The sequence below is a fragment of the Kitasatospora sp. NPDC093550 genome (genome assembly GCF_044764985.1).
Taxonomy (GTDB): domain Bacteria; phylum Actinomycetota; class Actinomycetes; order Streptomycetales; family Streptomycetaceae; genus Kitasatospora.
On the sequence record NZ_JBIWJF010000006.1, the window covers coordinates 157,153 to 175,886 of the forward strand.

Sequence of the window (18,734 nt, forward strand, 5' to 3'; positions counted from 1 at the left end):
GTGGCGGCTCCTACGGTGGGCCGCATGACGCAGCCCCCGGACCTCGCCACCGCCCTCGCCGAACTCGCCCGACTCGCCGACCTGTCCGTGCCGCTGCCGCCGGGCCGCCTCGTCGGCGCCGAGGACGGCCGGGAGCCGCTGCTGTGGATCAGCGACGACCCCGCGCCCGCCGGGCTGTGGGCGCAGCTGCACCGCGCGCACCCGCACAGCGGGCTGTGGCCGCTGCTGCTCAGCCCGCTGGAGCGCGGCGCCCCCGACTACCGGCCCTGGCTGTCCGGTGAGCTGTACCCCACCGACGCCGCGGTATCCGAGCTGTACGACCCGGCCGCGCTGCTGCGCACCTGGTGGCGGACGGGCGGCGGCGAGGACGGTGACGACGCCCTCGGCTACGGCGACGACGACGAGGAGCTGGCCGCGGCCCTGGCCCCGTACGGGCTGACCTGGCCCGGCACCGCGCCCGCCGCCGCCGTCCCCGAGGACGCGGCCGGCCGTGAGGCGCGCGGGCTGGCCGACGTGCTGCAGTCCGTCAAGGACGTCCGCCTGGGCCTGGTGCGGGCCGGCGGCGGTGCGCAGGCGCTGGCGGTGTGCGGGTGGAGCGGGCCGGCGAACCACGAGGACGACATCGCCAAGATCGCCGCCGTGCTCGCCGACTGGGAGCGCCGCTTCGGCGTCCAGGTGGTCGAAGTCGGCTTCGACACGCTGGAGTTGAGCGTCCCCGTGCCGCCCGCCACGCTGGCCGGGGCGCTCCCGCTGGCCGCCGAGCACACCGCCTTCTGCCCGGACCTGGTCTTCCAGGGCACCGGCAGCCTCACCGCGTACGCCGAGCAGCTGGTCGGCGCCCACCAGTGGTCGTTCTGGTGGGACTGACGCCGGGCCGCCCCGCCCGGCGTCAGTACTCCGAGCTCGGTGCCGCCGTCGTCGGCCCCAGGTCCGGCTCGTCCCGCAACTCCACCGCCTCGCCGGGCCGTTCGAGCTCCAGGACGACCAGCTCGTTGCTCCCCGCCCGCCACAGCGGCGCGGGGGTGTAGAGGGTGCGCTGGGGGCCGTCGGCGCGGTAGCGGCCCAGCAGGAAGCCGTTCAGCCACAGCAGCCCGCGCCCCCAGCCGGGCAGGGCCACGAACGCGTCGGCGGGGGAGGGGAGTTCGGCGGTGAACCGGTGGAACACCGGCTGTCCGTCCGGTGCTTCGTCCGGCGCTCCCAGGCCGTCACCGCCGCTCGCGAAGTGCAGCGCCGACAGGTCGCTCAGCGGCAGCGGCCGGATCTGCCAGCCGAACAGCCGCTGGCCGCCGTGCGAGACGCCGCGGGTGATGCCCTTGCGGTCGTCCATGTTCGGGCCGTAGTTCACCCGCCCCAGCGCCTCCACCAGGATGTCCAGGGTCACCCCGTCCGCGCAGGTGGCCAGCGCCAGCGTCTGGCCGGGGGAGTTGCGGTCCAGCGTCCCGAGCGGGCGCCCGTTCGCGAACACCAGCGCCCGGTCGGCCAACCCGTCGATGCGCAGAGGAAGTTCGGGGCGCGGGCCGGGCACGCGGGTGCGGTAGTGGATCAGGCCGCGATCCTGCCCGAGCAGCTCCATGGGCAGCGGCGCGGCCCGCTCCACCGGCTGCGACAGCGCGTCCAGGCTCTCCAGCAGCACGGCGCGTCCCTGCGCCCGCTCCAGGCGCTGCGGCGCCACCCGGGGCAGCGGGGCGGGCAGTTCGCCTCCGGGCGGCTCCGGCAGGGGCAGGTAGCGGCCGATGACCTCGCGCAGGGCGTGGAACTTGGCGGTCAGCTCGCCGGCCTCGCCGATCGGCGCGTCGTAGTCGTAGCTGGTGACGGTCGGCTCGTAGCCGGCGTCCAGCGGGTGCGCGCCGGAGTGGTTGGCGCCGGCCCACAGGCCGAAGTTGGTGCCGCCGTGCGCCATGTAGAGGCTGACGGAGGCGCCGGTGGCCAGCAGCTCGTCCAGCGAGGCGGCGGTCTCCTTCGCGTCCCGCACGTGGTGCGGCCGGCCCCACTGGTCGAACCAGCCGATCCAGAACTCCATGGCGGTCAGCGGGCCTTCGGGCTGGTGGCGGCGCAGCAGCGCCAGGCGCTCGGGGGCGCGCGAGCCGAACGTGGCCGTCGCCAGGTGGCCCGGCAGGGCGCCGCCCTGCTGCATGGTGTCGTGGGCGCCGTCGGTGGTGAACAGCAGGCAGTCCACGCCGCGCCGCTCCAGGCCGTCGCGCAGGTGGAGCAGGTAGGCGGTGTCGTCGCCGTAACTGCCGTACTCGTTCTCCACCTGCACCGCCACCACCGGCCCGCCCCTGCTGGCCAGCAGCGGCAGCAGCTCGGGCGCCAGCGCGTCGAACCAGCCGTCCACCTCGGCCAGGTACGCCGGGTCCGCGCAGCGCAGCCGCAGCCCGTCCACGGCCAGCAGCCGGGCCGGCAGGCCGCCGGACTCCCACTCCGCGCAGATGTACGGGCCGGGGCGCAGGATCACGTCCAGCCCCATGCCGCCGGCCAGGCGCACGAACCGGCCCACGTCCCGCCACCCGGTGAAGTCGACCTTCCCGCCGGGCAGTTCGTGGAAGTTCCACGGCACGTAGGTGTCCACCGTGTTCACCCCCAGCGCCCGCACCCGCCGCAGCCGGTCCTCCCACAGGTCGGGGTGGACGCGGAAGTAGTGCACCGCACCCGCCACCACCCGGTGCGGCACCCCGTCCCGCACGAACCCGTCCGCGTCGTACCCGAGCATGCGCATTCCTCGCTTCCCGATCGCCGGCCCCGGCCACCCGAGCCTAGCGAGGAACCGCCCCTGCGGACGTCCCGAACGGGGACTCCGCCGTCTTCCCGACGGTGTCCGAGGTTTCGCGTCGCCTCGGGTGCGGGGTGTCGGCCGAGGCGGCACCGGGCGCCAGCTTGTCAGCGCCCGGTCAATCGCCGGTATCCGAGCTTTCCAGGACCCCGCCCGCATCCCCTCGGCGCCCCCGCCCGTACCCCCCGTCGGCACCCCCGCCCGTGGACCCGCGCACCCCCGCCAGTACCCCTACCGATACGTGACGGATTCGCCCGGCACCCGCCGCGCCCTACGGTCGGGGACGTCAGCAGGAAACGCCCACGACGAGCCCCCCACAGGAGCAGCAGCCATGACCGCCTACGCCATCGCCCAGGTCCACTCGGTCGAGTTCGGCCCCGACATCGTCGAGTACCTGGAGCGCATCGACGCCACCCTCGACCCCTTCGGCGGCCGCTTCATCGTCCACGGCGGCGCGTACGAGACGGTGGAGGGCCGCTGGGGCACGGGCGGCACGATCGTCATCGAGTTCCCCGACACCGAGCGGGCCCGCGCCTGGTGGGACTCGCCCGCCTACCGGGAGATCCTGCCGCTGCGCACCCGGCACATGGTCGCCGACATCATCCTGATCGAGGGCGTGCCGGCCGGCTACCGGGGCGCGGACGCGCTCAAGCACTGACGTGGCGTCAGGCGTCCAGCCGCTCGCGCCACCAGGCGACCGTCGCCTTCACCTGCTCCTCCAGCGGCGTCGCCCGGACGGTGAACGCCGCCTCGTAGGCGGAGGCGTCGACGGTGAACGGACGGTCGAACTGGTAGCGGACCTCGCGCAGTTCGCGCAGCAGCGGGGAGAACAGCCCGGCTGCGCCGAGCAGCACGGGGGACAGCCGGCGCACCGCGACCGGCGCGGTGCCGGCCTCGGCGGCCAGGTGTCCGACCATGGCGCGCACGGAGGCGGCGGGGAGGGTGGGCACGTGCCAGGCCCGGCCCCAGGCCCGCTCCTCGCCGGCGACCTCGGCCAACGCCCGTGCCACGTCCGGCAGGTAGGTCCAGCTGTGCGGAGCGTCCGGGTCGCCGAGCACCGCGACGGCGCGGCCCTTCAGCAGACCCGGCATGACGCGCGCGGCGAGATGGCCGCCGTCGGTGACGCCGGGGCCGAAGAAGTCCGAGGCGCGCACCTCCACCGCCCGGATCCGCCCGGCCTCGTGCAGCGCCCGGGCCTGCTCCCAACCCGCCGCCCGCACCCGCCCCTTGGGGCCGGTGGCGGCGAGCGGCAGGTCCTCGGTCAGCGGGCGGTCCGGGTCGGCCTGCGGCCCGTAGCCGTACAGGTTGCCGAGCAGGACGAGGACCGCGCCGCTGTCCTCGGCCGCCGCGCACAGCGAGGAGACGAGGGCCGGCCAGCGTTCGGCCCACTGCGGCAGCGGCGGCGCGGCACAGCCGTGGATGGCGGCGGCGCCGCGGGCGGCCGCGGTGAGGGCGGCGGGGTCGCTCGCGTCGAGGGCGAGGTGCTCGACGCCGTCGACGGGCGCGGCGCCCTGGTGCGCGGCGGGCTGTCCGGTACGGGTGGCGACCCGGACCTCGTGGCCCTGTTCGGCCAGCAGGCGGGCGGTGGCGGCCCCGGCGGGCCCGTGTCCGACGACGAGATGGAAGCTCATCCGGCTCACCCTATCCATGTCCCGGCGGGGGCAACGCCGCGGTGGTGGGGCGGTGTTGAGGGACTGTATTTATTCGGTATGGAGAACGTAAAAGAAGATCTATGCTGTCGGGGTTCATGATCCTCGCGCGAAGTAAGGTCTGCTGCGTTGAAGCTTCCTCGGGTGTCCGCCGTCGTCGCGGCCGCCGTCCTGGCCCCCGCCGTCCTCTTCCCCTCGACGGCCTCCGCCGCCGACGCCTCGCAGCCGGCCGGCGTCTCGGGCCCTGACACCGCCTCGGGCTCGGCACCGGACACGGCGTCGGACGCCGGGAAGGACGCGGCGAAGGAGGCCGCGAAGGAGACTGGCAAGGGCACCGCGCCGGGTGCCTCCGACGCTGCGGGCGACCAGGAGAAGAAGGACCGCGCCGAGGTCGAGCGGATCCTGGCCGACCCGGCCAGCGGGCCCAAGGTGCGCGAGATGGCCGAGAAGGCGCTCAAGGGCACCGCCGCCGACCTGCGGCGCTTCCTGGAGACCGGGCTGGAGGACGCCCGGCAGACCGACAACCGGCTGCTGGTCGTCCAGATCGCGGACCGCGGCGGCCCGGCGGTGCGCAAGGCCGCGGACAAGGCGCTGCGCGGCACCTACCAGGACATCCTCGACTTCCTGAAGACCGGCCAGTACGTCGCCCGCGTCGAAGACCAGGACCGCGCCGAGGTCGAGCGCATCCTGGCCGACAAGGACAGCGGCCGCGGGGTGCGCGAGGCGGCCGAGAAGGCGCTCAAGGGCACCGCCGCCGACCTGCGGCACTTCCTGGAGGTCGAGCTGCCCAAGCAGCGCGCCGACGACAACCGGGTCAAGGTCGCCCAGATCATGTCCTCCGGCGGCCGCGCGGTGCGCGAGGCGGCCAACAAGGCGATGGACGGCGACGACGCGGCGATCCTGAAGTTCCTCACCGAGGGCTGGCCCGCCGCCCAGGCCGAGGACGACCGGGTCGCGATCCTGGTCATCCTCGCGAACAAGGACACCGGTCGTCATGTCGCCGAGGGCGCCCAGAAGGCCCTCAACGGCACCGCCGCCGACCTGCGGCGCTTCCTGGAGACCGAGCTGCCGCGCCTGCGCGCCACCGACAACCGGATCAAGGTCTCCCAGCTCGCCGAGAGCGGCGGGCCGGCCGTCCGCAAGGCCGCCAAGGCTGCCCTGGAGGGCAGCGACGACGACATCCTGGCCTTCCTCACGGACGGCTGGGCCAAGGCCCGCGCCGTGGACGAGGCCGCCGCGTCCGGCACCGGCACCACCGCCCAGGGCGGCGGGCAGCCGCAGACCGTCCAGCCTGCGGGTCTCACCGAGACCGCCACGGGCACCACCACCGCTACGGGCACGGGGATCGTCACCGTGGGCTCCGGCTCCGGCTCCGGGGCCGGGTCCGGGTCCGGCTCCGGCACGCTCGCCGCAACCGGCACCGACGGGATCGGCTGGGAGGCCGGCGGCGCCGCAGCGGCCCTGGCCGCGGGCGCGGCCCTGGTCGCGCTCTCCCGCCGCCGCTCCGCCGAGGACTGACGCCGAGGCCCGGCGCCGAGGCCCGGCGCCCCCTCGCGCCCCCTCGCGCCCCCTCGCGTCTCCGGCCGTCGCCCGCCACGGGCGGCGGCCGGGGAGGCGGTACGGGCCGTCAGCCGTCCCGCCCGGCCAGCCGGCGGGCGATCCGCTCCCGCTCCCGGGCCGAGTTGCTGCCGTCCAGCTGTCCCTCGAAGGTGCGCCGGGCCGCCGCGACCAACTCCGGCGGCACGTCCGGGCGGGCGCACTCGATCGCCCACAGCGCGTCCTCGGTCTCCATGTCCAGGCCCAGGCAGGTCGGCACGCCCCGTCCGGCCAGGGTGGAGGCCAGCACCGCTTCGAACACGGCCCGCAGTTTCGCGTCGTCGTCCGCCATCGCCTCAGTCACTCCCGCCGCTGCCGGAGTTCCCGCGGCGGCGGGTACTGCGCAGGGCGCTGCGCAGCGCCTCCCCGCCGCGGACCGTGATCGAGGCGACCACGCGGGTCCACGCGGGCCCGCCCCGGTCGGCCCACACCACGCACACGCATCCGGCGACCACCAGCACCAGCAGCCCGATCAGCACCGCTCCGACCATCGCGGTCACCTGCCTTCCTCGCCTCGCGAACCGGGTGGTTCGTAGGGATCCTCCCACCCGGCCCGGCCGTGATTCCCGGGGCTGTGCCAGGATGCCGTAGCCGATCTTCCCGATCGGTGCACCAGTCCGCGCCGGGCGCACCGGTCGCGCCCGCCGTGCCCGGTCGCGCCCGCCGTGTCCGGTCGCGCCGGCCGTGTCCGGTCGCGCCCGCCGCGCCGGGCCGCACACCCCGTCGCACCACCCGAGGAGACTCCCCGTGGCCACTGCCCGGTTCGCCACCCTGCACACCACCGCGGGCCCGGTCCGCCTGGAGCTGTTCCCGTTCCACGCGCCGAAGACGGTCCGCAACTTCGCCGAACTCGCCGAGGGCACCCGCGAGTACACCGACCCGCGCACCGGCGAACCGGGCAGCGGCCCGTACTACGACGGCACGCTGTTCCACCGGGTGGTCGCGGGCTTCATGATCCAGGGCGGCGACCCGACCGGCACCGGCACCGGCGGGCCCGGCTACGCCTTCGCGGACGAGTTCCACCCGGAGCTGTCCTTCACCAAGCCGTACCTGCTGGCGATGGCCAACTCCGGCCCGGGCACGAACGGTTCGCAGTTCTTCATCACGGTGGGCACCCCCGCCCACCTCAACCGCAAGCACACCGTCTTCGGGCAGGTCGCCGACGCGGCCTCCAGGGCCGTGGTCGACGCGATCGCCGCCGCCCCGACCGAGGGCGAGCGTCCGGTGGCGGACGTGGTGGTCGAGTCCGTCGAGATCACCTGGTCCTGATCGCGATGGCCCCCGACCCGGCGCGGAGCTTCCCGTCGCACCCGATCCGCGGGGTGCAGGCCCGCTACGTCCGCCAGAGCGGCTGCCCCTGCGACGTGGCGATCGTCACCGTGGACTTCGAGCCGGGGGAGGAGGGCGTGCGCCTGGAGGTGGCGCCGGACGCCACGGTGCGCGGCGACTCCGACCCGTACTACCTGGCGCTGTTCCACGCGGCGCTGGCCGAGGGGGTGCGCGAGGAGCTGGCCGAGCGGGCGCCGGGGCGGGCGGTGGCCCTGGCGGTGGTGGTGCACTTCACCGTCGTGCACGAGGTCGACTCGCGCGAGCACTCCTTCCGGGTGGCCGGACGCCTGGCCGCGCGCGAGGCCCTGGCCCGGGAGGGCGGGGGGCCCGGGGAGGCCGCGGACGGCCGCCGCCCGTAGCGCGGGCGGCGGCCGGTGAACCGACGTGCCGTCAGCTGCAGCTGGTGAACGTCGGGCTGGTGTTGGCGACGTAGAGGGTGGGCCCGGCGACGGGGTCGGAGGTCACCGGGACGGTGATGGTGTCGTCGGCGGTCCACGGGATGCCGTGGGCGTCGAAGGTCCAGGTGCCGGTGACCTGGCGGGCGACCTCGGCCAGCGTCACCCAGCCGTACTGCTGCGGGGGGACGGTGACGGTGACGGCGTTGTTGACGCTGCGCGAGCCGTTCCAGACGTTGGTGAAGCTCAGGCCGACCTTGACCGCGGCCTTCAGCGGCGTGCCCTCCATGCCGCCGCCGATCTCGCTGCCGATCTCGGAGCCCAGGGAGGTCGACCAGCCGCTCATGTCGGTGACCGCGAAGGTCTGCTGGACGGTGCCGGCGGTGTTGTTGAACCAGACCGCGGAGGAGCACACCCGGGGCAGCGGCGCGGCCGGGGCCTCGCCGCGTACGGCCCAGGAGCAGGTGGAGGCGTCCTTCTGGCACTGCTTGGCGGCGTGGTCGACGGCCAGGGTGCGGGCGGCCTGCGGGGCGCCGGTGGCCCACTGCTGGTTGACGGTGCCGTTGCAGGCGTACTGGTCGGTCCAGGCGTCGTCGTACTGGGCGCCGGCCAGCAGGTCCAGGCAGGTGTTGTCGCCGGCGTGGCGGATCGCGAACGCGTCGCCGCCGCCGGGCGCCGGCTGCAGGAACCAGCGCTGGCCGGCCTGCCCGGCGCAGGTCTGCTGGCGCAGGGCCGGGACGAACCAGGCGGCCAGGTCGACGCACTTGCCGGTGTCGTTGTTGACGATGGTGAAGGTGTAGTCCGAGGGGTCGACGTTCAGCCGCCAGGACTGGTGGTAGCCGGGCGCGGAGTTGGTGACGACGTAGACGCCGTCGCCGGTGTTGCCGTTCTGGACGTCGAGCCGGCGTCCGTTGCCGAGCGACGTGAGGGTCAGGCAGTTCAGCGGCGCGCCGCCGCAGCCGGCCGCGGTGGCGGGCGCGGGCGCGGGCCCGGGCGCCGGGGCGGCGTGCGCGGGGCCGGCGGCCAGGCCCAGGGCGGCGCAGCAGGCGGCCAGGAGGGCGGCGAGCACGCGCAGCCAGGGCGCGGTGCGGCCGGGGTTCCCGGGGGCGGTCAGGACGGTGGCGGGCACGGCGGGGTGTCCTTTCGGCGGAGCGGTCGAAGGGGGAGAGGGGAGGAGAGGGGGGAGCGCCGCTCAGGGCGCGGCGGCGAAGGCGGCCTCCAGGCGCGGGACGTAGTCCACGAGGTCCTGCGCCCAGCAGCCGGGGGTGTGGCCGCCGTGGCAGTCGGGGCCCCAGGCGCTGCCGTCGCCGTAGTCCACGTAGTGGTACGGCAGTTGGAGGGCGTTCAGGCGGTCCCGGACGCGCTTGGCGGTGCCTTCGGCCCAGAACTCCATGTCGGCGGGGCTGCCGTTGCCGTTGCCGGTGTAGACGGCGATGCCGGTGTGGGCGAGCAGGGCCATCCGGGAGGCCGGGTCGGCGGCGTTCCAGCGCCAGTCGGCGTTGAACACCGGGTACGGCGTGCCGAAGATCGCGTCGCTGGAGACGGTGGGCCCGAAGTCGAAGCCGCAGGGGTGGCCGTCGCTGGGGCCGCACAGGACGGTGCCGACGTTGGTGAGGGTGGCGACGACGGCGCCGCGGATGATCATCTCGTCGGCGGACAGGTCGTTGGCGCCGGACATGGTGAGGACCTGGCCGAACAGGTCGGGGCGGTCCTGGGCGTAGTGCAGGGCGCCGAAGCCGCCCATGGACAGGCCGCCGACGGCGCGGTGGGCCCGGTCGGTGCGCGTGCGCAGGTTGGCGTCGACGAACGGCACGACCTGGCCGAGGTGGAAGGTCTCCCAGTTCTGCGCGCCGGCGGCGGTGCCCTGGTCGAGCCAGTCGGTGTACCAGCCGCGCAGGCCGCCGTCCGGGATGACGGTGATCATCGACTGCGCGGCGGTCAGCGCGGGGTAGGCCAGCGCCGGGTCGATCGGGTTGTCCGAGGCGCCGTGCAGGAAGTACAGCACGGGGTAGCGCTGGTCGGGGTGCCGGGCGTAGTCGGCGGGCAGCAGGATGCGGACGGTGTGCTCGCCGGCGACCTGGGGCGTGGTGACGGTGATGACGAAGTTGGTGGCGCTGCCGGTGGCGGTGCCGACCTGGGTCAGCCCGAAGCCGTCCGCCAGCGGCGGCGGCCCGGCGGCCGGGTCCGGCGCGGGCCCGGCGGCGGGCGCGGGCGGAGGGACGGCGGCGGCCGCGGGCGCGGCGAGCAGCAGCAGGCAGGCGGCCAGGGCGGCGACGGCCGTACGGGCGCGCCGCAGCCGGGCGGGCAGGAGCCGGGCTGGGGTCATGGGGTCGTCCTCGGCCTTCGACGGGTCGGTGGTGAGGGGTCGGTCGTGACGGGTCGCTGGTGGCGGGTCGGTGGTGACGGGTCGGTGGTGAGGGGAAGCGGCGTGACGGAGCGGCGTGACGGAGCGGCGTGACGGGGTCCGGGCGGGCGGTGCTGACGATCCGTCCCCCCGATCCTGTCTGAACATCGACAACTCTTGCCACCGTGCCCACCCCCGCGCCAGAGCCACCGGCGGCGCACCCGGGCCACTGGCGCATGTGCGCCACCCGCCGGGGTAGCCTCCTGCGGCCACACGACGAACCGGGGGGTTGCCGTGCACGACGTACTGGATCCGGACTCCGAACGCGGCCGCGTCTACCGCGGCCTGGTCGGCCGGCCGCGGGCCCGGGCGGCCGACCTGGCGCACGGCGCCGGCCTGGACGAGGGCACCGTGCTGGCCGTCCTGCGCGACCTCGCCGACGAGGGCGTCGCGGTCGCCTTCGACACCGCCGGCAGCGCCGACGACCGCGACCACACCTGGGAGGCGCTGCCGCCCGGCCGGGTGGTCGAGACCGTCCTGCAGCGCGACGCGCTGCGCCAGGCCACCGCCCGCCGGGCCGGCGCCGAACTCGAACGCCTCTACCGCTTCGCCCGGCGCGACGCCGGCAGCTACGGCGCGCTGGAGGTGGTCGAGGACCCGGCCGAGGTGCTCGCCGCGAGCCGGCGCCTGCAGCTGGCGGCCCGTCACCAGGTCCGGGTCGTCGACGTGCCGCCGTACTCCGGCAGCAGCGCCCACTACGCCGACCAGGAGGTGCTGCAGCGCCGCCGGATGGCCGCCGGCGTCGTCTACCGCGCGATCTACCAGGGCTGCGCGTTCGAGGACCCGGTGGCCGGGCCCAACATGGCGCGCATGGTCGAGGCGGGCGAGCAGGCCCGCACCCTGGACGAGCCGCCGCTCAAGCTCGCCATCGGCGACGACGACCTCGCCATCGTCACCCTGCCCGCCGACGACCGCCCCGGCGTCGTCTCGCTGCTGATCCGTCCCTCCGGCCTGCTGAACGCCCTGACCGCCGTGTTCGAGACGCTGTGGCGCCTGGCGGTGCCGGCCACCGTGGCGGGCGCCGACGCCGGCGTCGACCTGCGGATCGACGAACGCGACCGGCGCATCCTGACCCTGATGGCCAGTGGCGCCACCGACGACGCCATCGCCCGCCGCCTGGGCCTGGGGCGGCGCACCGTGGTGCGCCGGGTGTCCACCCTGCTCGCCCACCTGGGCGCCACCACCCGCTTCCAGGCGGGCGTCCAGGCGGCCCGCCGCGGCTGGCTCTGAACCGGCCGGACGGGCACCGCCTCACCGGCGTTGGGCCCCACCGGACGGGCGCCGCCTCACCGGCGCAGGGCCCCACCGGACGGGCGCCGCCTCACCGGCGTAGGGCCTGGCCGGTGTCCGTGAGCAGCCAGGAGCCCAGGAAGCGGGCGCCGAGCAGGCAGAACAGGGCCGGGACGCCGAACAGCGGGATCCCCACCAGGCTCGGGCGGCCGGTGGACACGCGCCCGTCGTCCTCCAGCCAGACCCGGGTCTCCTTGCCCTCCGGGTACGGGCCCTCCGGGCGTTCCACGCTGGACTCCCGTCCGTCGACGGTCCAGCGGAAGGTGCAGGCGTAGGTCTTGGCGCCCAGGCCGCCGCCCTCCACCGGCTCCTGGCCGGTCACCCGGCAGCGCGTCACGGTGGCCGGCACGCTGCGCGGCTCGTGCAGCCGGGCCCGGACGGTCTCGGCGACCTGCGCGGACAGGAACACCGCGCCCAGTGCGAGCAGCAGGAACCCCGCCACCCGGACGCCGGAGCCGGCGAGTTCGCCCTCGGCGTCGCCCAGGCCCACCACGACGCCGGCGGCCAGTGCGGCCAGCGCCGCGACGGCGCACACCCCCCACAGGAACCCGGCCACCGGTTCGTCCTGCGACCACCGCCACACCGTGACGCCGCCCGCGACGGTCAGCACCGCCACCGCGCCGGCCGCCGTCGCCACGGCGGCCCGCCAGCCCGCTCCCGGTTCCCGGCCGGGTTCCTGGCCCGTCGTCATGCCGCCGCCCTCCCCCCGTGGTCCGGCTCTCCCCGTCGATGGTGTCCCGGGCCGGCGGCCCGCGCACTCCCCGTCGATGGTGTCCCGGGCCGGCGGCCCGCGCACACCCCCGGAGCCGGTTTCCGTGCCGAGCGGTGACCCGGCCGCGACATCGTCACATCGGCGGCCCGGGCACCGGCCCGGGCACCGGCCGGGCCGCGGCCCCCGGGCGGTCGGTCACCGGCCGGCCCCGGCCGAGCCTCCGGCCGTTCAGGGCAGGGCGAGGATCCGGGCCACCCCGAACTCGAAGCGCTCGTCGAAGTCCCCGTCCTCCAGCGCGGCCGCGACCCGCTCCACCGCCGGGTAGCGGCCCTCGCCGAGGGCCCCGGCCAGCGAGTGCTCGCCGCCCTGGGCGGCCAGGGCCTGCTCCTCCTGGGTCAGGCCGAGCGCCAGGTACTGCAGGTTCCACAGCGTCCAGGCCGCGCGGCGCTCGTCCAGCCCGCCGTCCAGCAGCGCCTGCAGCACGGCGTCGGAGTAGCGCAGGGTGGCCGGCTCGGCCGCGTACGTCCCGGTGACGATCAGCGCGCCGTCGCGGTGGGCCAGCAGGACGCGCCGGTAGCGCCGGGAGAGCTCGCGCACCCGCTCCTGCCAGGGCTCGGGCAGGCCGTCCAGGCGGACCCCGGCGACGATCGCGTCCGCCATCAGCTCCAGCAGGCGGGCCTTGGTCTTGGCGTGCCACAGCACGGTGTTCATCCGCACGCCGAGGCGTTCGGCGACGCCGCGCACGGACACCGCGCCCGCGCCTTTGTCGTCGAGCAGGTCGAGCGCGGCGCGCACCACGGTGTCGGTGTCCAGCCGGGTCCGGGAAGCCTCCGGGGCTTGCTTCTTGGTCACTGACCTAGTCTACTGGGTGCGGCGCCGTTGGTCAGTGACCAAGAGATGTGATGCCCGAACGACCCGTGACGCTCTCGAACAGACCGTGAAGGGGAGACCCATGCCCAGCACCGAAGGAACCCGACAGGTCGTCATCGCCGGAGGCGGCCCCGTCGGCCTCTGGCTCGCCGCCGAACTGCGCCTGCACGGCGCCGAGGTGACGGTCCTGGAAGCCCGCACCGAACCCGACCCGCACTCCCGCGCCAGCTCCGTGCACCCGCGCACGCTGGAGATGCTGGACTGCCGCGGGGTGATCGAGCCCTTCCTCGCCGAAGGCCTGCGCGTCCCCCGCGGCCACTTCGCCGCCCTGTCCTCCTGGCTCGACTTCCGCCGCCTCGACACCCCGTACCCGTTCAGCCTCGCCCTGCCCCAGGTCCGCACCGAACAACTGCTCGCCGCCCACGCCGTCACCGCCGGCGCCGACCTGCGCCGCGGACACCGCGTCACCGGCCTCACCCAGGACGACCGGGCGGTCACCGTCCACGTCGACGGCCCCGACGGCCCCTACCGGCTGCGCGCCGCCTACCTGGTCGGCTGCGACGGCACCCGCAGCACCGTGCGCGAAGCCGCCGGCATCGACTTCCCCGGCACCCCCGCCACCGCCTGGGCCTGGATGGGCGACGTCGTCCTCGACACCCCGCCCCGCCACCCCTCCTGCTCCAACGAACGCGGCGCCTTCATGGCCTTCCCGCTGCCCGGCGGCACCCACCGGATCGCCGGCAACGACGCCGCCACCAACCGCACCCGCCCCACCGCCCCCCTCACCTTCGACCAGCTGCGCGCCAAGGTCCGCGACATCACCGGCACCGACTACGGCATGCGCGACGCCGGCTGGACCTCCACCTTCGGCAACGCCGCCCGCCAGGCCGCCCGCTACCGCAACGGCCGCGTCCTGCTCGCCGGCGACGCCGCCCACGCCCACTTCCCGGCCGGCGGCCCGGGCCTCAACACCGGCCTCCAGGACGCCTTCAACCTCGGCTGGAAGCTCGCCCGCGTCCTCGACGGCACCGCCGACGACACCCTCCTCGACAGCTACCACGCCGAACGCCACCCCGCCGGCGCCGACGTGCTGCGCAGCACCCGCGCCCAAGCCGGACTGATGACCGGCCACACCCCCGAACACCTCGCCATGCGCGAGCTGCTGTGCGAACTCATCGACGGCGTACCGGAGTTCTCCGACGACCTGGCCGCCCGCGCGGCCGGCCTCGCCGCCGCCTACCCGCCCGACCCCGCCGCCGGCGCCCACCCGCTCACCGGCACCCGCGCCCCCGACCTGCACCTGAGCGCCCCGACCGGCACCACCACCCTCTTCACCCTGCTGCGCCCCGGCCACCCCGTGCTGCTCGACCTCACCGGCCGGGCCGCCCACCCGGACCTCCGCGGCCCCGACCGCCCTGGCCCCGAGCGCCCCGGCTCCGGTCTGCCCGGCCCCGGCCGCCTCACCCGGCACAGCGCCCCGCTCGCCGAGCCGCGGGCCGACTGGCGCGCCGTCACCGCCGCCCTGGTCCGCCCCGACGGCCACCTCGCCTGGCTCACCGAGGAGACCGACCCCGAGGCCCTCGCCACGGCCACCCGCACCGCCACGGCCGCCTTCTGACCCGGGGGCACCGTCCCGGCCCACCCGGGACGGTGCCCCATTGCGGTTGGATCACGACGTGTCCGGTTCGTCGGGCCTTGGGGGAGTGTGCGGTGATTGATTTTGTTGGCAGGGCTGTCAGCGGGCTCTCATAATGCCTGCTGACACGCGTGACGGACGGTCCGGAGCACCCGCTGGGGGAGTGGGTCCCACGAGGGGCCTCGCGCGTGGGAATCCGCATTCTTTTCCCTGGGGGGAGTCCCTTGCCCGAGCCCGAGAACGAGAGCGCCGCCGCCGAACCTCCGGCACCGGCCCAGCCGACCACCGCGCCCGAGCCGGCCGCCGCGCCTGAGCTCGCCGCCGCGCCCGAGCCGGCCGCCGGGCCGCAGCCGTCCGCGCGCCGGCTGCCGCGCGCCGTCGGCGTCGCGCTGGCCACCGCCGGCCTGCTCGCCGTCACCGCGGCCAGCGCCGCCGTGACCGTCGCCGTCGGCAAGCCCGACACCCACGCCCACCCGGCCGCCGCCCCCGCCGTCACCGCGTCCCCGACGGCGAGCGCGAGCGCCACCGCGAGCGCCTCGCCCACGCCGGAGCCCGTCCCGGTCCCGACCGCCGTCCCGAGCGAGCCGGCCCCGGTCAGCACCGTCAAGGGCACGGTCAGCGGCGGCAAGCACGACGGCGACCTGCGCTACTTCCTGCTCCCGATCCCGGCCGGCGGCGAGTCCTACGGACCCGCGGACGGGATGAAGATGACCGACGACGACGTCGCCGACCTGTTCGGCAAGCAGGACGGCATCAAGGACATCCTCGCCTCCTACGGCTACAAGGAGGGCGCGACCCGGATGTACCGGACGGCCGACGGCAAGGCCGAAGTGACCGTCACCCTGCTGCACTTCGGCTCCGCCTCGATGGCGACCGAATTCGTCAAGGGCTACAAGATCAAGTCGCTGGACCCGGTCGACCTCGACGGCCTGCCCGACGCCCGCGGCTACCTGAAGAAGCCCAAGCAGCAGGCGTACACCGGCTCGATGACCGGCATCGCCAGCCAGGGCGACGTCCAGTACACGATCGACGTCGACGTGAAGGGCACGCCGGACAAGGCGCTGCTGAGCGAGCTGATGAAGCGCCAGCGCGACTGGCTCGCCTCGGGCGGCTGAGCCCCGCGCCGCCGCGCGCCGCCGCCCGCCCACCGACGCCACCCCTCCCTTCCTCCTCTGGAGCCACTCCCGTGACCACCGAACCCGCGGAGCCGGTACCCGCGCCCGCCGCGCCGCCGGCCGCACCCGCCGTCCCGCCGCCGCCCGCAGCCGGCCCGTTCACCACCGACCCGTACGCCGCCGCGCCCGGCGACCTGCTGGAGGGCGGCCCCGAGCGGGCGCCCCGCGCCCCGCGCCGCCCCCGCCCGGTGCTGCTGGCCGCCTGCGGCCTGGTGCTGGGCACCCTGGTCGGCGGCGGCGTCGGCTACGGCGTGCAGGCCCAGCGCCCGGCCACCCCGCTGCCGCCGCTGCAGGTCGCCCGCCCGTCCTACCCGGCCGGCACGGTCGACCCGGCCGCCCTCGCCGCCGAGCAGCCCGCGCCGCTGGCCATCGACGGCGACCTGACCAAGCTGCTGCTCACCGCCCCCGAGGGCAGCACCCCCTGGGGCGACAACCCGGACAAGCCCAGCTGGGCCTCGATCGGCGAGATCGCCGAACACAGCGGCAACGCGGCCTTCGCCTTCCGCGACCTCGCCTCGCGCGGCTTCCGCCGTGCGGCGGAGGTCGACTGGAAGAAGGACGACACCCGCTACCGCATCATGCTCACCCAGTTCACGGCCGAGCACGCCGACGAGGCGAAGTCCTCCACCTGGCTCCCGTTCGCCGACGGCGCCAACGGCGGCTACAAGGTCGAGACCACGGCCCGCCACTGGGCCGAGAGCACCGACCAGTACTACTACGGCGAGGCCGTGGCCAAGCGCGGCTCCTTGCAGATGACGATCGAGGTCTTCGGCACCCAGATGGTGAGCGCCGACGTCCTCAAGGACCTCGCCAAGCGGCAGTGGGAGCGCCTCGTATGAACGACGACACCGTGACCGCGAACCAGGCCGCCCCCGAGCCGCCGCCCGCCCCCGAGCCGCCGCCCGCCCCCGAGCAGCCGGCCCCGGCCGCCGAAGCACCGCCCGCGGCCGCGACCGACCCTGCCGCGCCGCCCGCCCCCGGCTCCCGCCGGCTGCTGCGCGCCGGGGCCGCGACGGCCGCCGCCGCGCTGGTCGGGGTGGTCATCGGCATCGGCATCATCAAGACCCAGTACGACGACCCGGCCCCGGCCACCGCCGCCGCCCCGTCCACCGGTCCCACCCCGACCGCGACCGCCACCCCGTACGGCGCCAAGTCCAACGGCAGCCACTTCGGCGCGCTGCGCGACCTGCTGCTGCCCGTCCCGGCCGGCTACGAACCCGGCCCGGACGACGGCGTCTACGGCAACGACACCGAGCTCAACGGCCGGCAGCTGTCCGCCGAACTGGACGCCGAACTGCAGCAGATCCCCAAGGAGAAGCGCGACAAGCTGCGCTCCTACTGGGAGGGCCTGCACGTCAAGGCCACCGGCGTGCGCACCTACCTCGCCGGCGGCGACGACCTGGTGATCGGCCTGAAGCTGCGCCAGTTCAACCAGCAGGAAGTGGAGCGGATCAACGAGTACACCGCGGTCTTCACCGGCGACACCGGCCTGTTCCGGATCGGCCCGAGCATCCCGGGCCACCCCGAGGCGCACTGCTACCTGATGCCGGCGCCGCCGTCCGCGCCGATCGACTACCTGGAGTGCTCCGCCGCCGAGGGCGACCTCCTGGTCGTCATGAACGCCGAGGGCGTGGCACCGCTGCCCAAGGACAAGATCGTCGCCCTCTTCACCCTGCAGCTCGACCGCCTCGCCCGCCCGGGAGCGTCCGCATGACCGACCACGCCACCCCGCCGCAGCCCGCCTCGGACCCGCTCCCGCCGACCCCCGCCGCCTCGCCGGCCCCGCCCGCGCCCCCGCTGGCTCCGCCCGCACCGCCGGTGGCCCCGCCCGCCCCGCCGCTGCCCGGGGCCCCCGCCGAAACCGCCATCGGGGCCCTGGAGTTCACCGCGCCGCCGCCGCCGACCCCCGAGGAGCTCGCCGAGCAGCAGGCCCACCGGGCCCGCCGCCGCAAGGCCGCGGTGCGCTGGAGCTGCGCCGCCCTGGTGTTCGCCCTCGCCGGCACCGGCACCGCCCTGGCCGTCACCGCCCCCGAGCGCACCGACATCCCGGGCCTCGCCACCCCCAGCGACGGCCGCTACACCTTCCCGCCGCTGACCCTGCCGCCGCTGCCCGCCGGCAAGGCCGCGCCGAACGGCACGGGCAAGTCCCTGCACTACGCCGACCTGCGCCACCTGCTGCTGCCCGCCCCCAAGGAAGCCGGCGGCTCCCTGGCCGCGCCGACCTTCCCCGCCCCCTCGGCGCGCCCCACCGACTCCGGCACCCCGGAGCCGGCGCCGAGCGCGACCGCCTCCCCGGCGGCCACCCCGACGGCGGCCCCCACCGCCGCCGCGGCCCCCGCCGACTGGGTGCCCTGCGACGCGCTCCTCGCCGAGCAGCAGGACCCGGCCAAGCTGCGCGCGAGCCTGCTGGAGAACGCCTGCCGCGCCGCCACCGTCCGGGAGTGGACCGCCTCCGACGGCACCCGCACCCAGATCCGCCTGCTGCGCTTCGGCTCCAGCAAGGAGTCCTGGAACACCTACACCTCGCTGCGCGCCAAGAGCAGCCCCAAGGCGGCCCCGGACACCAAGTCCACCGACCACGAGAAGTGGGACGAGGTCGACGGCGTCGAGCTGACGGCCGTCGAGTCGACCGCGAACGGCCCCAAGGGCAGCCCCACGGCCCGGATCGCCTACGTCTCGGCCGCCGACGTCCTGGCCGTCATCACCATGACCAACCCGGCCGGCGTGCCCGTCGCGCCGTTCCGCCAGGTCGTCACCCTGCAGTCCGACCTGCTGGCCTGACCCGGGTACGGCACCAGCGCGGGGGGGGGGGGGGGCCCCCCCCCCCCCCCCCCCCCCCCCCCCCCCCCGCCCCGCCCCCCCCCCCCCCCCCCCCCCCCCCCCCCCCCCCCCCCCCCCCCCCCCCTAC

Annotated in this window: 19 protein-coding genes; 11 read left to right on the plus strand and 8 right to left on the minus strand. The window is 75.9% G+C overall.

Going from position 1 to position 18,734, the window contains the following annotated elements; genetic code table 11:
* Nucleotides 1–24 precede the first annotated feature (24 nt).
* Nucleotides 25–867 carry a DUF4253 domain-containing protein gene (locus tag ACIRD3_RS11625; RefSeq protein ID WP_402214339.1) on the plus strand — a complete coding sequence of 281 codons (843 nt, stop codon included), beginning with the start codon at nucleotides 25–27 and terminating at the stop codon, nucleotides 865–867.
* A gap of 22 nt (nucleotides 868–889) precedes the next feature.
* Here ACIRD3_RS11625 and ACIRD3_RS11630 read toward each other — a convergent pair whose 3' ends face one another.
* Entirely contained in the window at nucleotides 890–2,710 is a 1,821-nt protein-coding gene (locus tag ACIRD3_RS11630; protein ID WP_402214340.1) for a beta-galactosidase family protein, read from the minus strand.
* Between the two features lie 391 nt (nucleotides 2,711–3,101).
* Between ACIRD3_RS11630 and ACIRD3_RS11635 the strand changes: the two genes are divergently transcribed.
* Complete coding sequence (locus ACIRD3_RS11635) at nucleotides 3,102–3,428, plus strand: DUF1330 domain-containing protein (RefSeq protein WP_402214342.1); 327 nt, start codon at nucleotides 3,102–3,104, stop codon at nucleotides 3,426–3,428.
* Nucleotides 3,429–3,435: 7 nt separating this feature from the next.
* On the opposite strand, the gene ACIRD3_RS11640 is transcribed toward ACIRD3_RS11635, so the two are convergent.
* Nucleotides 3,436–4,401 (minus strand): NAD-dependent epimerase/dehydratase family protein, encoded by a 966-nt coding sequence (locus tag ACIRD3_RS11640; protein ID WP_402214343.1) that lies wholly within the window; start codon nucleotides 4,399–4,401, stop codon nucleotides 3,436–3,438.
* Nucleotides 4,402–4,563: 162 nt separating this feature from the next.
* Here ACIRD3_RS11640 and ACIRD3_RS11645 point away from each other — a divergent pair, with 162 nt between their 5' ends.
* A complete protein-coding gene (locus tag ACIRD3_RS11645; protein WP_402214345.1) occupies nucleotides 4,564–5,937 on the plus strand; it encodes an ALF repeat-containing protein in 1,374 nt (457 codons plus the stop codon).
* 109 nt (nucleotides 5,938–6,046) lie between these two features.
* Here the strand turns inward: ACIRD3_RS11645 and ACIRD3_RS11650 are convergent, their stop codons facing one another.
* Nucleotides 6,047–6,307, minus strand: coding sequence for a hypothetical protein (locus ACIRD3_RS11650; RefSeq protein ID WP_402214347.1), 261 nt, complete (start codon nucleotides 6,305–6,307; stop codon nucleotides 6,047–6,049).
* 4 nt (nucleotides 6,308–6,311) lie between these two features.
* Nucleotides 6,312–6,506, minus strand: coding sequence for a hypothetical protein (locus ACIRD3_RS11655; RefSeq protein ID WP_402214746.1), 195 nt, complete (start codon nucleotides 6,504–6,506; stop codon nucleotides 6,312–6,314).
* 256 nt (nucleotides 6,507–6,762) lie between these two features.
* Between ACIRD3_RS11655 and ACIRD3_RS11660 the strand changes: the two genes are divergently transcribed.
* Complete coding sequence (locus tag ACIRD3_RS11660) at nucleotides 6,763–7,284, plus strand: peptidylprolyl isomerase (RefSeq protein WP_402214349.1); 522 nt, start codon at nucleotides 6,763–6,765, stop codon at nucleotides 7,282–7,284.
* Nucleotides 7,285–7,289: 5 nt separating this feature from the next.
* Nucleotides 7,290–7,703 carry a hypothetical protein gene (locus ACIRD3_RS11665; RefSeq protein WP_402214350.1) on the plus strand — a complete coding sequence of 138 codons (414 nt, stop codon included), beginning with the start codon at nucleotides 7,290–7,292 and terminating at the stop codon, nucleotides 7,701–7,703.
* A 31-nt stretch (nucleotides 7,704–7,734) separates the two neighbouring features.
* Here the strand turns inward: ACIRD3_RS11665 and ACIRD3_RS11670 are convergent, their stop codons facing one another.
* Together ACIRD3_RS11670 and ACIRD3_RS11675 are read right to left on the minus strand one after the other, a co-directional pair.
* Complete coding sequence (locus tag ACIRD3_RS11670) at nucleotides 7,735–8,868, minus strand: RICIN domain-containing protein (RefSeq protein ID WP_402214352.1); 1,134 nt, start codon at nucleotides 8,866–8,868, stop codon at nucleotides 7,735–7,737.
* A gap of 63 nt (nucleotides 8,869–8,931) precedes the next feature.
* Nucleotides 8,932–10,065 (minus strand): alpha/beta hydrolase, encoded by a 1,134-nt coding sequence (locus tag ACIRD3_RS11675; protein WP_402214354.1) that lies wholly within the window; start codon nucleotides 10,063–10,065, stop codon nucleotides 8,932–8,934.
* A 312-nt stretch (nucleotides 10,066–10,377) separates the two neighbouring features.
* On the opposite strand from ACIRD3_RS11675, the gene ACIRD3_RS11680 reads away from it, so the two are divergent.
* Nucleotides 10,378–11,373 carry a hypothetical protein gene (locus ACIRD3_RS11680; protein WP_402214356.1) on the plus strand — a complete coding sequence of 332 codons (996 nt, stop codon included), beginning with the start codon at nucleotides 10,378–10,380 and terminating at the stop codon, nucleotides 11,371–11,373.
* A gap of 91 nt (nucleotides 11,374–11,464) precedes the next feature.
* Here ACIRD3_RS11680 and ACIRD3_RS11685 read toward each other — a convergent pair whose 3' ends face one another.
* Nucleotides 11,465–12,124 carry a hypothetical protein gene (locus tag ACIRD3_RS11685; protein ID WP_402214358.1) on the minus strand — a complete coding sequence of 220 codons (660 nt, stop codon included), beginning with the start codon at nucleotides 12,122–12,124 and terminating at the stop codon, nucleotides 11,465–11,467.
* Between the two features lie 249 nt (nucleotides 12,125–12,373).
* Nucleotides 12,374–12,997 (minus strand): TetR/AcrR family transcriptional regulator C-terminal domain-containing protein, encoded by a 624-nt coding sequence (locus tag ACIRD3_RS11690; protein ID WP_402214360.1) that lies wholly within the window; start codon nucleotides 12,995–12,997, stop codon nucleotides 12,374–12,376.
* Nucleotides 12,998–13,097: 100 nt separating this feature from the next.
* Here ACIRD3_RS11690 and ACIRD3_RS11695 point away from each other — a divergent pair, with 100 nt between their 5' ends.
* The 5 genes from ACIRD3_RS11695 to ACIRD3_RS11715 all read left to right on the plus strand — a co-directional run bounded on the left by ACIRD3_RS11695 (nucleotide 13,098) and on the right by ACIRD3_RS11715 (nucleotide 18,607).
* Nucleotides 13,098–14,633 (plus strand): FAD-dependent monooxygenase, encoded by a 1,536-nt coding sequence (locus tag ACIRD3_RS11695; RefSeq protein WP_402214361.1) that lies wholly within the window; start codon nucleotides 13,098–13,100, stop codon nucleotides 14,631–14,633.
* 242 nt (nucleotides 14,634–14,875) lie between these two features.
* The gene (locus tag ACIRD3_RS11700) at nucleotides 14,876–15,766 is read left to right on the plus strand and encodes a hypothetical protein (RefSeq protein ID WP_402214363.1); all 891 of its coding nucleotides are present in this window, start codon (nucleotides 14,876–14,878) and stop codon (nucleotides 15,764–15,766) included.
* 71 nt (nucleotides 15,767–15,837) lie between these two features.
* A complete protein-coding gene (locus ACIRD3_RS11705) occupies nucleotides 15,838–16,665 on the plus strand; it encodes a hypothetical protein (protein WP_402214365.1) in 828 nt (275 codons plus the stop codon).
* Nucleotides 16,662–17,540 carry a hypothetical protein gene (locus ACIRD3_RS11710; RefSeq protein WP_402214367.1) on the plus strand — a complete coding sequence of 293 codons (879 nt, stop codon included), beginning with the start codon at nucleotides 16,662–16,664 and terminating at the stop codon, nucleotides 17,538–17,540. The genes ACIRD3_RS11705 and ACIRD3_RS11710 overlap by 4 nt, the downstream gene beginning before the upstream one ends.
* On the plus strand, nucleotides 17,537–18,607 hold the full coding sequence (locus ACIRD3_RS11715; RefSeq protein WP_402214368.1) for a hypothetical protein: 1,071 nt from the start codon (nucleotides 17,537–17,539) through the stop codon (nucleotides 18,605–18,607). Before ACIRD3_RS11710 ends, ACIRD3_RS11715 begins: the two co-directional genes overlap by 4 nt.
* The last annotated feature ends 127 nt before the right edge of the window (nucleotides 18,608–18,734 follow it).